This is a genomic window from Salinarimonas ramus, from assembly GCF_014645695.1.
Lineage (GTDB): Bacteria > Pseudomonadota > Alphaproteobacteria > Rhizobiales > Beijerinckiaceae > Salinarimonas > Salinarimonas ramus.
Genome location: NZ_BMMF01000014.1, coordinates 25,519 through 39,884 on the forward strand (window position 1 = coordinate 25,519; position 14,366 = coordinate 39,884).

Genomic DNA, 14,366 nt, shown 5'->3' on the forward strand with positions numbered 1-14,366 from the left:
GTGGGGCTCACGCGGCGCTCTTCTTCTCCTGCGCCACCGGCGGCAGCGCGTTCATCACCCGGTTCGCGGGGAGGGTGACGATCACCTCGGTGCCCTCGCGGGGCTTCGAGCGCAGCTGGAAGCCGCCGCCGTGGAGGTCGACGAGACCCTTGACGATGGGGAGCCCCAGGCCCGAGCCCTGCTCGGCGGTCTTGATCGCCCAGGTTCCGCGCCCGAAGCTCGACATCACCACGGGGATCTCCTCCTCGGGAATGCCTGGCCCGGTGTCCTTCACCGCCACGTATTGCCCACCCGACGAGGTCCAGCCCACCTTGATCGTGATCTCGCCGCCCTGGGGCGTGAACTTGATGGCATTGGAGAGTATGTTGAGCACGACTTGGCGGATCGCCCGCTCGTCGGCCCAGATCCGTGGCAGGCTCTCGTCGACATGCGTGCGGATGACCTGCCCCTTGGCCTTGGCGCGCAGGTTCATCATGTGCGCGCAATCGTCGATGACGTGGGCGAGCGCGATCGCCTCCTCGTTGAGCTCGTAGCGCCCCGCCTCGATGCGCGAGAGGTCGAGGATCTCGTTGATGAGGTTGAGGAGGTGCTGACCGGAGGCGTGGATGTCGGCGGAATACTCGCGGTAGCTGTCGGAGGCGTGCGGGCCGAAGACCTCGCCCTTCATCACCTCCGAGAAGCCGAGGATGGCGTTGAGCGGCGTGCGCAGCTCGTGGCTCATCGTGGCGAGGAAACGCGACTTGGCGAGGTTCGCCTCCTCCGCACGCCGGCGCGCCTCGTCGGAATTGGCCTTGGCCTGCTCGAGCTCGACGAAGAGCGCGTCCTTCTCCGCGCGCGAGAGCAGCGTCGCGACGGCGCTGCCGTAGAGGTGGCGCGCGAGCAGCACGAAGAACACCTGCGCGGAGGCGATCATCATGGCGAGCATCAGGGCCTGCGAGGCGCCGCTCGTGACGGTCGCGAGCCCGACCACGACGAGAATCGGCGCGAGGCCGGCATAGACCGCCGCCGGCACCGTCGCGGACAAGGTCGCGACGACGGCGGTGATCATCACCGAGCAGAACAGCACGAAGATGCGCATGTCCTCGCTCGGAACCTGCGCCAGGAGCTGGAGCAGGTAGGCCCAGGCGGCGCCGTGCAGCATCTCGCCCATGGCGAAGAGGCGGCGCCAGACGCCGAGCGTGCGCGCGTCGTCCTCGGACGCCCGCAAAAAGTTACGCGCGAGCACCACCATGATCGTCATGGCGAGCAGCGTCAGCGCGGCCCAGACCGCCACCGTGACGATGGGAAGCCAGGTCGTCGCCGCGCCGGCGATGGCGGCGGCGAGGACGTAGAGCGGGATCGCGGCGCCTACGCGGTATTGCGCGAAGAGGCGGACGAGCTCGGTCTCGAAGGCGCGCTCGAGCCCCGTGGAGGAGGTGAGCTTCTCGCGCGCGGCGCGCACGTCCTGAGCGACGCGTCGGCGATGCTTCACATCGCCGGCGACGCTCTCGGCCTCCCGCCTCTCGTTGTGCCCCGCGCCGTCAGCCATCGTCCCCGAACACGCCTCGTCCGCGCGCGCGATCGATTCGCACGGCGGAACCGTGCCCAAGCTGCCACCGAAACGTTAACGCGGGCCTCACGCGGCAGGTGCGGGATGCTTCGTTTCGGGATTTCTCGCGGATGCGTCGTCGGTGAGCGGGAGCATTCCGCGGCGCGCCGCGTCGAGGAGCGTGACGCGGATCGCCGAGGAGAGGTTCGCCTCGCCGCGGCTCTCGTCGATCTCGCCGACGAGGCGCTGCACGGATGTGCCGCGCGCGGCGGCGAGCGCGCCGAGCGCCTCCCAGAAGGCGGCCTCGAGCGAGATGCTGGTGCGGTGGCCGGCGATCGAGAGCGAACGCTTCTCCACCGGTCCCGGGGCGAGGGCGGGAGCCGGCGGCGTCACGGCGTCTCGTCGTCGCGCCGCAGGCGATGCGCCTCGATGCGCCGCTCGGCCTGCGCCGCCTCCGCCTCGCTCCGCTCGCGCTCGGCCTTGGTGCGGCCGAAGAGGACGCGGTTCTCCGCCGCGCTCTCGGCGGCCTTCTCGCGCGCCTTCGCCTTGCGGGCGCGGCGCAGGTTGACGATCTCGGCGCTCATCTCGCGCGGCACTCCCTCACGCTCTCGGCACCCTCAGGTCGGGCCCACCATGGTCTCCGGCCGCACCAGCGCGTCGAACTCCTCGTCCGTCACGGCGCCCGAGGCGAGAGCCTCCTCGCGCAGGGTCGTGCCGTTCTTGTGCGCGGCCTTGGCGATGGCGGCCGCGGCATCGTAGCCGATCTTCGGCGCGAGCGCCGTCACCAGCATGAGCGAGCGCTCGAGCAGATCGTCGATGCGCTCGCGCCGCGGCTCGATGCCGGCGACGCACTTGTCGGCGAACGAGATGGCGCCGTCCGAGAGCAGCCGCACGCTCTGCAGGAAGGCGTTGGCGATCACCGGCTTGAAGACGTTGAGCTCGAGATGCCCCTGCGTGCCGGCGAGCGCGATCGTGGCGTTGTTGCCCGTCACCTGGGCGCAGACCATGGTCATGGCCTCCGCCTGCGTCGGGTTGACCTTGCCCGGCATGATCGAGGAGCCGGGCTCGTTCTCCGGCAGCGCGATCTCGCCCAGGCCCGAGCGCGGCCCCGAGCCGAGGAGCCGGATGTCGTTTGCGATCTTGAACAGCCCCGCGGCGACCGAGGTCAGCGCGCCGTGCGCGAAGACGAGGGCGTCGTGGGAGGCGAGCGCCTCGAACTTGTTCGCCGCCGAGAGGAAGGGCAGGCCGGTGAGGTCCGCCATGGTCATGGCGAAGCGCTCGGCGAATTCGGGATGGGCGTTGAGGCCGGTGCCCACGGCCGTGCCGCCCTGGGCGAGATCGAGGAGCGAGGGCAGCGTCGCCTCGATGCGCGCGATGCCGAGCTGCACCTGCGCCGCCCAGCCGCCGAATTCCTGGCCGAGCGTCACGGGCGTCGCGTCCTGCATGTGGGTGCGGCCGATCTTCACGATCTCCGCGAAGTCGTCCGCCTTCGCGGCGAGGGCGTCGTGCAGGTGCTGCAGGGCCGGCAGGAGCCTGGCGTGGATCTCCAGCACGGCGGCGACGTGCATGGCCGTGGGGAAGGTGTCGTTCGAGGACTGTCCGCGATTGACGTGGTCGTTGGGGTGCACCGGCGCCTTGCCGCCACGGGGATGGCCCAGCGCCTCGTTGGCGCGGTTGGCGATCACCTCGTTGGCGTTCATGTTCGACTGCGTGCCCGAGCCCGTCTGCCAGACGACGAGGGGGAACTCGCCGTCGAGCTTGCCCTGCGCGACGTCGGCGGCGGCGTCGACGATGGCGTCGGCGATGGCCCCGTCGAGCTCGCCCAGCTCCTTGTTGGCCATGGCGGCGGCCTGCTTGACGAGGCCCAGCGCCCGCACGAGCGGCACGGGCATGCGCTCGGTGCCGATGCGGAAGTTCTGCAGGGAGCGCTGCGTCTGCGCGCCCCAATAGCGCGCGGCGGGAACCTCGATCGGCCCGAACGTATCGGTCTCCGTACGCGTCTCGTGCTCGGTGCGCGTCTCGTTGCCCGTGACGCCGTTGTCCGGTCCGGTCTGCGACATGGTGCGGCCTCCCTCTCGCGGATCGCGACACCACATGTAACGCGTGAGCGGCGTCGCGGGCACCCCCGCCGAGCGCCGAGGGAGACCAGATGGACGAGCCGATCCTCGCGAGACCCCGCTTCAGCCCGCCGGCGCCGACCCCGATGCGCGAGCCGCCGGACCTGTTCTCCTTCCTGCGACAGGCGCGCGACAACCCGCTGGCCACCTGGACGCGCGACCATTTCGAGAAGCCCGTCGTCTACGGCAAGGGCGTGCTCGGGCGCGTGATGGTGCTGAGCGAGCCGCGCGCCATCCGCCACGTGCTCGTGGAGAACGCGGAGAACTACCGCAAGGACGCGCTCACCCGCCGCGTGCTGGCGCCGGGGCTCGGCCAGGGGCTCTTCACCGCCGAGGGCGAGGACTGGCGAACGCTCCGGCGCACCCTCGCGCCGATGTTCTCGCCGCGCCACGTCGCCTCCTTCGCCGAGCCGATGGCGGTGGCGGCGCGCCGCCTGACGCGGCGCCTCGCGCGCCGCGAGGGCCGCACCGTCGACGTCGAGATCGAGACGACGCGCCTCACCCTCGACGTGCTCGAGCGCACGATCTTCACGAGCGGCCTCGAGCGCGACCCCGATGCGCTGGGGCGCGCCATCACGAAGCTCTTCGCGGCGATCGGCCCCGTCGACCCGCTCGACGTGCTGGGCCTGCCCGAATGGCTGCCGCGGCTCGGACGCATCCAGGCGCGGCCCTCCATCGACTTCTTCGCCCGCGTCGTCGACGAGCTGATCGGCACCCGCCGGGCGCTGGTCGAGAGCGGGGCGGAGGTGCCGCGCGATCTCCTCACGCTGCTGCTCGAGGCGCGCGATCCGGAGACGGGAGAGGGGCTCGACGACCTCGACGTGCGCGCCAACATCGTCACCTTCATCGGCGCCGGCCACGAGACGACGGCGAACGCGCTCACCTGGGCGCTCTACCTCGTCTCGCAGGCGCCCGACGTGCGCGCCCGGCTCGAGGCCGAGGTCGACACCGTGGTCGGCGAGGGGCCCGTCGCCGCCGAGCACGCCGGCGCGCTGCCCTGGACGAAGGCCGTGATCGAGGAGACGATGCGGCTCTACCCGCCGGCGGCCTTCATGAGCCGCGAGGCGATCGCGGAGGATCGCGTGGCCGGCATCCGGCTGCCTGCGGGCGCAATCGTCATGATCGCGCCCTGGGTGCTGCACCGGCACACGCTGATCTGGGACGATCCCGCCGCCTTCGATCCGACGCGATTCTTCGGCGAGGCGCGCGGGCGCATCGATCGCTACGCCTACCTGCCCTTCGGCGCGGGCCCGCGCGTGTGCATCGGCGCGGCCTTCGCGCTCCAGGAGGCTGTGCTGGCGCTCGCCGAGATCGTGCGCGCGGTGCGCCTCGACCTCGCGCCGGAGGCGGTGGTGGAGCCCGTCCAGCGCGTGACGCTGCGCCCGCGCAACGGCATGCCGATGCGGGTGACGCGCCGGGCCGGGTGAGGCCTCAGACGATCGCGATCTCCCGCTCGACGACGATCTCCTCGGGCGTCACGCGGCAGACGAAGGCGTGCGTCTCGACGCCCGCCTCCCGCGCGCGGACGAAGGCGGAGGCGTAGACGGGGTCGATGTCGGCGGCGGGGGTGAAGCGCTCCGCCTCCATCTGCACGATGGTGACGAGGGCCGCGCGGGCGCCCTCGCGCACCATGGACGCGAGCTCGTCGAGGTGGCGGGCGGAGCGCGCGGCCTTGCAATCGGGGAACTCGGCGAGGCCGTCCTCGCGCACGAGGTGGCAGTTCTTCACCTCGAGATAGAGCGGCGGGAGGCCCTCCCCCGTTAGCAGGAAGTCGACCCGGCTGCGCGTCCCGTATGCGACCTCGGGGCGGACTTCGGGATACGCGCGAAAGGGCGCGAGCGCGCCGGCGGCGAGGGCCTCGGCGACGAGGCGGTTGGGCGTCGCGGTGTTGACGCCGACGAGCCGCGGCTTGCCGCCGCGCATGGGCGTCGCCTCCACGATCTCCCAGGAATAGGGAAGCTTGCGCTTGGCGTTGGTCGAGGTCGAGAGCCAAACCCGCGCGCCGGGTTCGGCGAGACCGAGCATGGCGCCGGGATTGGCGACGTGCGCCGTCGCCTCCGTGCCGTCGGGCAGGGCGACGTCCGCGAGGAAGCGTTTGTAGCGCCGGATCAGGCGGGCTTCGAGGAGCGGGGCGGGAAAGCGCATGGCGCGCTCTCGCTAGCGCGGCGCCGGGGGCGAGGCAATGGCGCGAGTGCGCTCGGCCAGCTCCATGGCGAGGAGGGCGCCCGCGCCGCAGACGACGTAGCCGACGACGAGGGGCGTCGCCGTGCCCTCGAGCTGCAGCCCGATCACGGCCGCGACGACGAGGCTCACCCCGGAATGGACGGACGCCACGACGGCGGCGGCGAGGCCCGCGATGCGGCCCATGGGCTCGAGCGCGATGGCGTTGAAATTGCCGAAGGTCAGGCCGAGCAGGAACAGCGTCGGGCAGGAGAAGACCAGCCAGCCGACGAGGCCGAGCGGCGCGTCGAGGGCGAGGATCCAGGCGAGGGCGAGGCAGGCCCAGGCGAGCTGCGCCGCCACCGCCAGCCGGCAGACGCGCTCCATCGGCATGGTGCGCACGAGCCGCGCGTTGACGAGCGTCGCCCCCGAGACGAAGAGCGCGCAGGCGCCGAAGACGAAGGCGTAGAGCTCGCCCAGGCCGTACACGTCCTGGAACAGCTGCTGGGAGGCGTTCACGTAGCCCATCAGCCCGCCGTAGCAGAAGGCGCCGGCCAGCGTGTAGAGCCGCGTGCGCCGGTTGGCGATCACTTCCCGCAGGGCGGCGACGAGCATGCCTGCGCGCAGCGGGCGTCGCTCGACGAGCGTCTCGGGCTGGCGCAGGGCGAGCCAGGCGGCTCCGGCGAGGGCGACCGCGCTCGTGATCACGAAGAGCACGCGCCAGGGGGCGAGGAAGAGGACGAGCTGGCCGATGGCCGGCGCGATCACGGGCACGAGGATGAAGATCGCCATGATGAACGACATCACCCGCGCCATCGCCGGCCCGGCGAACCGGTCGCGCACCATGGCGACCGTCACGAGCCGCGGCCCGGCGGCGCCGAACCCCTGGAGCACGCGCCCGGCGAGCATGGCCTCGAAGGAGGTCGCCGCCGCGCAGACGAGCCCGCCCGCCACGAAGGCGCCGACGCCGAGGAAGATCGCCGGGCGCCGCCCCGTCGCGTCCGACAGGGGACCGAAGACGAGCTGGCCGAGCATCAGCCCGACGAACAGCGCCGTGACGACGAGCTGACGGGAATTGCCGTCGGCGACGGCGAGATCGTGCGCCATGGCGTCGAGCGCCGGGAGCACGGCGTCGATGGAGAGCGCCACCACCGCCATCAGCAGCGCGGCGACGGCGACGAACTCGGGCAGGCCCGGCTGCGAGACGGAGCGTGTCACGGGCGGGGTGATCCCCTCAGGGTGCGAACGGCTGCAGCACGAGATCGCCCGGATGAGCGGCCCTGTCCAGGATGCGCTCGATCTCGGCCATGGCCTGCGGCGACAACGGGCCGTGCTCGCGGGCGCGGGCGTTCTCCTCGAGCTGCGCCACGCTCCGTGCCCCGGGGAGCGCCAGCGTGCGCGGGCTGCGCGCCCAGATCCAGCCGAGCGCGCCCTGCGCGAGGCTCCTGCCGTCGCTCGTGAGGATCTCGCGTACGGCGTCGAGGCGCGCCGCCCAGGCCGGGTCGGCCGCGCCGCCCGGGCGGAACATGCGCAGCCAGAAGCGCGGCTTGGCGACGCCGTCGCCCGAGGCGTCGTAATGCGCGTTCGTGCGCACGTCGTCGGCGGGCAGGCGGGTCTGCGCCGTGAACTTGCCGGTCAGGAAGCCCATCGCCAGGGGCAGGCGGGCGATGGCCGTGAGGTCGTGGCGCGCGCACAGGTCGAGCATGCTGGGCGCGTCCTGGAAGACGTTCAGGTCGAACTGCGCCGTCTCGATGCCCCCGCGGCCGGCGACGGCTTCGAGGCGGTCGGGATGGTTGGTGCTCCAGGCGGTGTAGCGCACCTTCCCTTCGCGCCGCAGCGTATCGACCGTATCGAACACCGCCTCGGCCTCGGCTGCCGGCAGGAACTCGACCTGCAGCTGGAAGACGTCCACCGTCTCGGTGCCGAGGTTGCGCAGCGTCGTCTCGAGAGCCGCGCGGATCGCCGCGGGCGAGACGTCGATGCCGGTGAGCGTGCGCGACTGCGGATCGTAGCTGTGCCCGAAGCGCGCGGCGACGAGGGCGCGGCCCGCGCGCCCGCGCAGCGCCTTGCCCACGAGGCGCTCCGCGGCGCCTGCGCCGTAGAGGTTCGCCACGTCGATCAGGCGGATGCCGTGATCGAGGGCGGCGTGGATGACGCGCAGGCTCTCCGCTTCGTCCTGAGCACCGTAGCCGAGGGGTGTTCCCGGGGCGTAATGCGCACCCTCCGCCGCCGACCACGGGCCTCCGAGCGCCCAGGTGCCGAGGCCGAGCCCGCCCACGACCTCCTGCGTCGACCCGAGGCGACGCTCCGCCAGCTTTGTCATTCCGCCCTCCGATGCGCCGCTTGCATAGGTATGCAATCGAGCCTCCGATGGATTGCGCGTCGCGTCAAGGGCAATTCCGTATCGTGCGCATGCCGTCCGATCGCCGCGGCGCCGCCTCGCCTCCCGTACGTCTCCGCCGACCGATCCCTTGCCCGCGGCGCCCCCCGGCGCTAGACCCTCTCGGCGAGGTGCGAGGCATGAGCGAGAGCGTCGGCGAAAGCGTCACTGCGGCGATCCTGGTGATCGGCGACGAGATCCTGTCCGGGCGGACGAAGGACAAGAACATCGGCCACATCGCCGAGTACGTGACCGCGCTCGGCATCGACCTGCGCGAGGTGCGCGTCGTCCCCGATGTCGAGGACGAGATCGTGGCTGCCGTGAACGCGCTGCGCGCCCGCTACACCTACCTCTTCACCACCGGCGGCATCGGGCCCACCCACGACGACATCACGGCGGACAGCGTGGCGAGGGCGCTGGGGCGCGCCATCGACGTCGATCCCCGCGCCGTCGCCATGATGCGCGAGCGCTACGCCGAGGGCGAGCTCAACGCCGCGCGCCTGCGCATGGCGCGCATCCCCGAGGGCGCCGCGCTGATCGAGAACCCGATCTCGAAGGCGCCGGGCTTCATGGTGGAGAACGTCATCGTCATGGCGGGCGTGCCCTCGATCATGCAGGCCATGCTCGACGCGGTCGCCCCGCGGCTGCGCACCGGCGCCCGCATGCAGGTCGAGACGCTCGATGCGGGCGGGCTCGCCGAGGGTTCCTACGCGGAGGCGCTCGGCGCGCTCGCCGGCGATCATCCCGGCGTCTCGATCGGCTCCTACCCGTCCTTCACCGGGGGCGGGTTCCGCAACCAGATCGTCCTGCGCGGGCGCGATCCCGCCGCCGTCGCGGCGGCGGCCGACGCCGTGCGGGCGCTGCTCTCGGGCCTCACCAGCGACAAGGCCCCGATCTGACGCTCCCGTCGCCCTTCCCGCCGCCCTCCAGCCTCGAGCGAACGCCATGACGCCTCCGACCCCCAAGGCCTTCCCCGTTTCCTGGGACCAGTTCCACCGCGACGCCCGCGCCCTCGCATGGCGCCTCGCCGAGAGCGGCCCCTTCGAGGCGATCGTGTGCATCACCCGCGGCGGGCTCGTGCCGGCGGCGATCGTGGCGCGCGAGCTCGAGATCCGCATGATCGAGAGCGTGTGCATCGCGAGCTATCACGACTACAAGAGCCAGGGCGGACTGCAGGTGCTCAAGGAGATCGCCCCCGCGGTGAAGGCGCTCGGCGACGGGCGGGGCAAGGGCGTGCTCGTGATCGACGACCTCGTCGACACGGGCAAGACGGCGAAGGTCGTGCGCGAGATGCTGCCCAACGCGCATTTCGCCACCGTCTACGCCAAGCCCGCGGGGCGCCCCCTCGTCGACACCTTCATCACCGAGGTGAGCCAGGACACCTGGATCTACTTCCCCTGGGACCTCGGCTACGCCTTCCAGCCCCCGATCCGCGACGGCGCGGCGGGGTGAGGGGCGGCGCGCGAGCGGCGTGGAACCTCGGCCGTTGCGTCGCGGTTGTCGCGTGACGCTCGCCGCCATAGAACAGGCTCATGCCGCATTCCGACGAGATCCGCCGCAAGGACCGCCTCCGCCGCACGCTGTTCGGCGCGCTCGTCGCCGCGCGCGACCGGTTCGGCAAGACCTTCGTCATCCTGGAGGACCAGCAGCGCCAGCCGCTGACCTACCAGCGCCTCGTGCTCGGCGCCATCGTGCTCGGCCGCAAGCTGAAGGCGGGAACGCATCCCGGCGAGCGGGTCGCCTTGATGATGCCGAGCGTGCAGGCGGCGGCGGTGGCGCTGTTCGGGCTCAACGCCTTCGGCCGCGTCGCGGCCATGCTCAACTTCACCGCCGGCACGCGCAATCTCGTCGCCGCCTGCGAGACGGCGCGGATCGGCACCGTCGTCACCTCGCGCAAGTTCATCGAGGAGGCGCGGCTCGAGGAGCAGCTCGCCGCCATCGGCGAGGGGCGCCGGGTGGTCTATCTCGAGGACGTGCGCGAGAGCGTGACGAGCCTCGACAAGATCCGCGCCCTCCTCGACGCGCTGTTTCGCGCAAAGAGCATCGCCCGGCGTTCGGGCCGGCCGGACGATCCGGCCGTCGTGCTGTTCACGTCCGGCGCGGAGGGCGCGCCCAAGGCCGTGTGCCTGACGAACGCCAACGTCATCGCCAACGCCGTGCAGATCTCCGAGCACGCGGGCGAGTACCTCACGACGGCGGACACGATCTTCTCGCCGCTTCCGATCTTCCACTCCTTCGGCCTCACGGCGGGCGTGGTGCTGGGCCTGCTCAACGGCCACAAGGTCGTGCTCTACCCGAGCCCCCTGCACTACAGGCTCGTGCCCAAGCTCATCGCCGGGACGAAGGCGACCTTCCTGCTCGCCACCGACACCTTCCTGCAGGGCTACGCCCGCGCGGCGGGGGAGGGGGATCTCTCCAGCCTGCGCTTCGTCATCGCCGGCGCCGAACGCGTGAAGGAGGAGACGCGCCGTCTCTACTCGGCCTACGACGCGGAGATCCTGGAGGGCTACGGCGCCACGGAATGCGCACCCGTCCTCGCCGTGAACCTGCCCGGGCGAAACCGGCACGGCTCGGTCGGCCTCTTCCTGCCGGGCATCGAGTGGCGGCTGGAGCCCGTGGAGGGCATCCACCAGGCCGGGCGGTTGCACGTGCGCGGGCCCAACGTCATGGCCGGATATCTCACGCTGGCGGACGGGACGGAACGGCTCGCGGCGCCGCCGGACGGCTGGTACGACACCGGCGACATCGTGTCGGTCGACGACGGCTTCGTCACGATCCGCGGGCGCGCCAAGCGCTTCGCCAAAATCGGCGGCGAGATGATCTCGCTCGCGGCCGTCGAGACGATGATCCAGGAGCTCTGGCCGGAATTCAACCACGTCGTCGTGGCGCTGCCCGATTCGCGCAAGGGCGAGCAGCTCATCCTCGTCACCGACAAGCCGGAAGCGGACCGCGAGGGCGTCCTCGCCCACGCCCGCGACAAGGGTTTCGCCGAATTGTGGGCGCCGCGGGCGGTGCTCGTCGTCGCCGCAATTCCCGTTCTCGGATCGGGGAAGATCGACCACGTGGCGACCGTGGAAATGGCCCGCTCGCTGCTTCCGATGCTGTAAAAATCAATCTCTCGGTACGGCAGGCGAGAAAGCCGGCACCTCGGTGACGCAAAATCGCGTCTCCAGCGCGCGATCGCCGCCGGCGCCGCGCCCCCAGAAGCCGCGCTCGCGATCGAAGCCCAGCCGCGGAAACATCGAGAGCTTGTCCAGGACGAACGCGAGAGCGTCCTCGTGCCGCGCGAAGGCGTCGGGGAAGACGTCGTCCTCGACGGTCCCGCCGTCGGGCCCGACGACACGCCACGTCACGGTGTAGCTCATGGCCGGCTCCTGCTTTTCCGTGACCGTAAGAATAGCGGTTCGGGCCGCCGCGTCCAGGACCATGTCGGCGGATGGTTTCCGAGACATCGCGCAATTGAGACATGCCGCCGCGGCAATTCTGCGACCGCATCGCCATGCTGCACGTCGCGGGAAGTCGCCCGTTCGGCGCTCTACCTTCGGGGGTTGGCGGACGGACATGCGACCGGCTAGTGTCGCGCTCCCGACGCCGACTCAACGCAGAGCGACCCGATGCCCGACGACGAGAAGCCGCATTACCACGGCCATCGCGACCGCCTGCGCGCGCGCTTCGTCGAGGTCGGCGGCGACGCGATGCCGGATTACGAGCTGCTCGAGCTCGTGCTCTTCCGCTCCATCCCGCGCCGGGACGTGAAGCCGCTGGCGAAGCAGCTGATCGCCCGCTTCGGCGGCTTCGCGGAGGCGCTGGCCGCGCCGCCGGCGCGCCTCGCGGAGGTGGAGGGCGTGAGCCGCGCGACCATCACGGACTTCAAGCTGGTGGAGGCCGCGAGCCGGCGCCTGGCGAAGGGCGCGATCCGCGCGCGCCCGATCCTCACGTCCTGGTCTCTGGTGCTGGATTATTGCCGTACGGCCATGGCGTTCGCCGAGCGCGAGCAGCTGCGCCTGCTCTTCCTCGACAAGAAGAACGCGCTCATCGCCGACGAGGTGCAGCAATCCGGCACCGTCGACCACACGCCGGTCTACGTCCGCGAAGTGGTCCGGCGCGCGCTGGAGCTCTCGGCGACGGCGATCATCCTCGTCCACAATCACCCGTCCGGCGATCCGACGCCCTCGAGCGCGGACGTGCGGATGACGCGCGAGATCATCGAGGCGGCGCGCCCCATGGGCATCGTCGTTCACGATCACATCGTGATCGGCCGCGACGGGCATGCGAGCCTCAAGGGGCTCAAGCTGATCTGAGGCGCGCGTCTCGGCTCGCGCGCCGCGCCTCAGTGGAGGCGGCGGCTCGCGACGATGCGCACGGGCGCCGGCTCCGGACGCAGCATCGTCCAGGCCAGCCGGTCGATGGCGATGGCGCGGCGCGCCACCTCGCGGGCACGAGCGGTGAAGCCGTCGTCGCGCAGGATGCGCGCCTGCTTGACCATGACACGGGCGAGATCGAGAAGCTTGCGAGCCTTCTGTCGGGTTTGCATCGGTTTCTTCCTTCGCTGGACCGGGCGTTCGCGACGCACGATCCCTGTTCGCGAGTTTGGCCCGTGTCGCACCGTGCGCCAAGCGCGTTCCGCGCGCAGTCTGCCCACGGCGACGGCGCGCCGCAGGTCCGGCCGGGGCTCGCGCGCGTAGATCGGACACGTGCATGTCACAGGCGAGGAGCGTGGAACGCGTGGCGGGACAAGGGATCGAGCGGATCGCCGTGATCGGCGCGGGGCTCGCGGGGGTCGTCGCGGCGCGCGACATGGCCGTTGCGAATATCGACGTTCACATTGTCGAGAAGAGCCGCGGGGCCGGCGGTCGCATGGCGACGCGGCGCGGGGAGGGCGGTCTTGCCTTCGATCACGGCGCGCAATACATGCGCGCGCACGGCTCGGGCTTCGCCGCCGAGCTCGATGCGTGGGCCCGCGCAGGGCTCGTGGCGGCCTGGGGCGAGGCAGGGCGCATGGTGGGGGTACCCGCCATGAACGCCCCGGTGAAGGCGCTCGCGGCCGACCTCGCGCTCGCCACCGCTACGACCGTCTCCGCCATCGAGGGCGCGCCCGGCGACTGGACGCTCGCGACGGTAGAGGGCGCGCGGCTCGGGCCGTTCGACGCCGTCCTCGTCACGGCGCCGGCGCCGCAGACGCAGACGCTGCTTCGGCCCGTCGCGCCGGCTCTCGCCGAGGCGGCCGGCCACGCGCGCTATGCGCCCTGCCTCGCGCTGATGCTCGCCTACGAGCCCGACGCGCTCTCGCGCGATCTCCCGGCGGCGCAGCGGCCGGACCACGAGGCGATCGCCTGGATCGCGCAGGACGGCACCAAGCCCGGTCGCGCGAGCGACGGCCCGCGCCGCCTCGTCGTGCATGCGACGCCCGGCTGGTCGCGCGCGTATCTCGAGCAGACGCCGGAAGCCATCCGCGACGCGCTCCTCGCCGAGGTCGCGCCGCTGATCGGCGCGAGCGGGGCGCCGATCCACGCCGTCGCCCAGCGGTGGCGCTACGCTCTCGTGGAGGAGCCTCTGGGCACGCCGTGCCTGTGGGACCCCGCGCTCGGCCTCGGAGCCGGCGGCGACTGGTGCCTCGGCGGGCGCGTGGAGGCCGCCTACGACAGCGGTCGCGCGCTCGCCCGCGCCGTCTTCGCCGCACGGGAGGGCGCGTCGTGAGCGAGGAGACGACGGGCGCCCGGGGCGGGGCGGCGCCCGACCTCACCGTCTATTACGACGGCGCCTGCCCGCTCTGCCGGGCGGAGATCGGGCACTACACCCGCTGCGAGGGCGCCGAGCGCATCGCGTTCGTCGACGTGTCGAGCGAGAGCGCCGATCCGGGCCCCGACCTCTCCCGCGAGGCCGCGCTCGCACGCTTCCACGTGCGCGATGCGCACGGCACGCTCGCCTCCGGCGGGGCCGGCTTCGCCGCTCTGTGGCGCACGCTGCCGCGCTGGCGCGTCGCAGGACGCCTCGCCGCGCTGCCGGGCGTGCGGACGCTGCTGGAGCTGGCGTATCGCGGCTTCCTTCCGCTGCGTCCTGCGCTGGTGCGTCTGTGGAAGCGTGCCGCTCGCAGATAGTATTCGCCGGCTTTCCATTCTTCACAAACCTTCATAGCCGGCAGCGGTCAACCCTCCGTTCAGCTTTGCGGCCTACGTAACGA

Annotated in this window: 16 protein-coding genes; 7 read left to right on the forward strand and 9 right to left on the reverse strand. The window is 71.9% G+C overall.

The window, feature by feature from the left end; translation table 11 throughout:
• Positions 1-7: 7 nt before the first annotated feature.
• From IEX89_RS20175 to fumC, 4 genes are all read right to left on the reverse strand, one after another.
• Positions 8-1,528, reverse strand: coding sequence for a sensor histidine kinase (locus IEX89_RS20175; protein WP_188915074.1), 1,521 nt, complete (start codon positions 1,526-1,528; stop codon positions 8-10).
• A gap of 87 nt (positions 1,529-1,615) precedes the next feature.
• Positions 1,616-1,921, reverse strand: a complete 306-nt coding sequence (locus tag IEX89_RS20180; RefSeq protein ID WP_188915075.1) for a ribbon-helix-helix domain-containing protein — start codon at positions 1,919-1,921, stop codon at positions 1,616-1,618.
• Entirely contained in the window at positions 1,918-2,112 is a 195-nt protein-coding gene (locus tag IEX89_RS20185; RefSeq protein WP_188915076.1) for a DUF4169 family protein, read from the reverse strand. The genes IEX89_RS20180 and IEX89_RS20185 overlap by 4 nt, the downstream gene beginning before the upstream one ends.
• A 33-nt stretch (positions 2,113-2,145) precedes the next feature.
• Positions 2,146-3,588, reverse strand: a complete 1,443-nt coding sequence (gene fumC / locus IEX89_RS20190; RefSeq protein ID WP_188915077.1) for a class II fumarate hydratase — start codon at positions 3,586-3,588, stop codon at positions 2,146-2,148.
• A gap of 89 nt (positions 3,589-3,677) precedes the next feature.
• Here fumC and IEX89_RS20195 point away from each other — a divergent pair, with 89 nt between their 5' ends.
• Positions 3,678-5,072, forward strand: a complete 1,395-nt coding sequence (locus IEX89_RS20195) for a cytochrome P450 (protein WP_188915078.1) — start codon at positions 3,678-3,680, stop codon at positions 5,070-5,072.
• A 4-nt stretch (positions 5,073-5,076) separates the two neighbouring features.
• On the opposite strand, the gene sfsA is transcribed toward IEX89_RS20195, so the two are convergent.
• The 3 genes from sfsA to IEX89_RS20210 are packed head-to-tail and all read right to left on the reverse strand — an operon-like array spanning position 5,077 to position 8,128.
• The gene (gene sfsA, locus IEX89_RS20200; protein ID WP_188915079.1) at positions 5,077-5,790 is read right to left on the reverse strand and encodes a DNA/RNA nuclease SfsA; all 714 of its coding nucleotides are present in this window, start codon (positions 5,788-5,790) and stop codon (positions 5,077-5,079) included.
• A 12-nt stretch (positions 5,791-5,802) separates the two neighbouring features.
• Entirely contained in the window at positions 5,803-7,023 is a 1,221-nt protein-coding gene (locus tag IEX89_RS20205; RefSeq protein WP_188915080.1) for a multidrug effflux MFS transporter, read from the reverse strand.
• A 16-nt stretch (positions 7,024-7,039) separates the two neighbouring features.
• A complete protein-coding gene (locus tag IEX89_RS20210; RefSeq protein ID WP_188915081.1) occupies positions 7,040-8,128 on the reverse strand; it encodes an aldo/keto reductase in 1,089 nt (362 codons plus the stop codon).
• Between the two features lie 197 nt (positions 8,129-8,325).
• Here IEX89_RS20210 and IEX89_RS20215 point away from each other — a divergent pair, with 197 nt between their 5' ends.
• The 3 genes from IEX89_RS20215 (at position 8,326) to IEX89_RS20225 (ending at position 11,292) form a co-directional block, all read left to right on the forward strand.
• Entirely contained in the window at positions 8,326-9,084 is a 759-nt protein-coding gene (locus tag IEX89_RS20215; RefSeq protein WP_188915082.1) for a competence/damage-inducible protein A, read from the forward strand.
• A gap of 46 nt (positions 9,085-9,130) precedes the next feature.
• Positions 9,131-9,637 (forward strand): xanthine phosphoribosyltransferase, encoded by a 507-nt coding sequence (gene gpt / locus IEX89_RS20220; RefSeq protein ID WP_188915083.1) that lies wholly within the window; start codon positions 9,131-9,133, stop codon positions 9,635-9,637.
• A gap of 80 nt (positions 9,638-9,717) precedes the next feature.
• Positions 9,718-11,292 carry an AMP-binding protein gene (locus tag IEX89_RS20225; RefSeq protein WP_188915084.1) on the forward strand — a complete coding sequence of 525 codons (1,575 nt, stop codon included), beginning with the start codon at positions 9,718-9,720 and terminating at the stop codon, positions 11,290-11,292.
• 3 nt (positions 11,293-11,295) lie between these two features.
• Here IEX89_RS20225 and IEX89_RS20230 read toward each other — a convergent pair whose 3' ends face one another.
• Complete coding sequence (locus tag IEX89_RS20230; protein WP_188915085.1) at positions 11,296-11,613, reverse strand: hypothetical protein; 318 nt, start codon at positions 11,611-11,613, stop codon at positions 11,296-11,298.
• 186 nt (positions 11,614-11,799) lie between these two features.
• Between IEX89_RS20230 and radC the strand changes: the two genes are divergently transcribed.
• A complete protein-coding gene (radC, locus tag IEX89_RS20235) occupies positions 11,800-12,486 on the forward strand; it encodes a RadC family protein (protein WP_188915086.1) in 687 nt (228 codons plus the stop codon).
• Between the two features lie 29 nt (positions 12,487-12,515).
• Here radC and IEX89_RS20240 read toward each other — a convergent pair whose 3' ends face one another.
• A complete protein-coding gene (locus IEX89_RS20240; RefSeq protein ID WP_188915087.1) occupies positions 12,516-12,719 on the reverse strand; it encodes a hypothetical protein in 204 nt (67 codons plus the stop codon).
• A 191-nt stretch (positions 12,720-12,910) separates the two neighbouring features.
• Here IEX89_RS20240 and IEX89_RS20245 point away from each other — a divergent pair, with 191 nt between their 5' ends.
• A complete protein-coding gene (locus IEX89_RS20245; RefSeq protein WP_244645602.1) occupies positions 12,911-13,882 on the forward strand; it encodes an NAD(P)/FAD-dependent oxidoreductase in 972 nt (323 codons plus the stop codon).
• Positions 13,879-14,283 carry a thiol-disulfide oxidoreductase DCC family protein gene (locus IEX89_RS20250; protein WP_188915089.1) on the forward strand — a complete coding sequence of 135 codons (405 nt, stop codon included), beginning with the start codon at positions 13,879-13,881 and terminating at the stop codon, positions 14,281-14,283. The genes IEX89_RS20245 and IEX89_RS20250 overlap by 4 nt, the downstream gene beginning before the upstream one ends.
• The last annotated feature ends 83 nt before the right edge of the window (positions 14,284-14,366 follow it).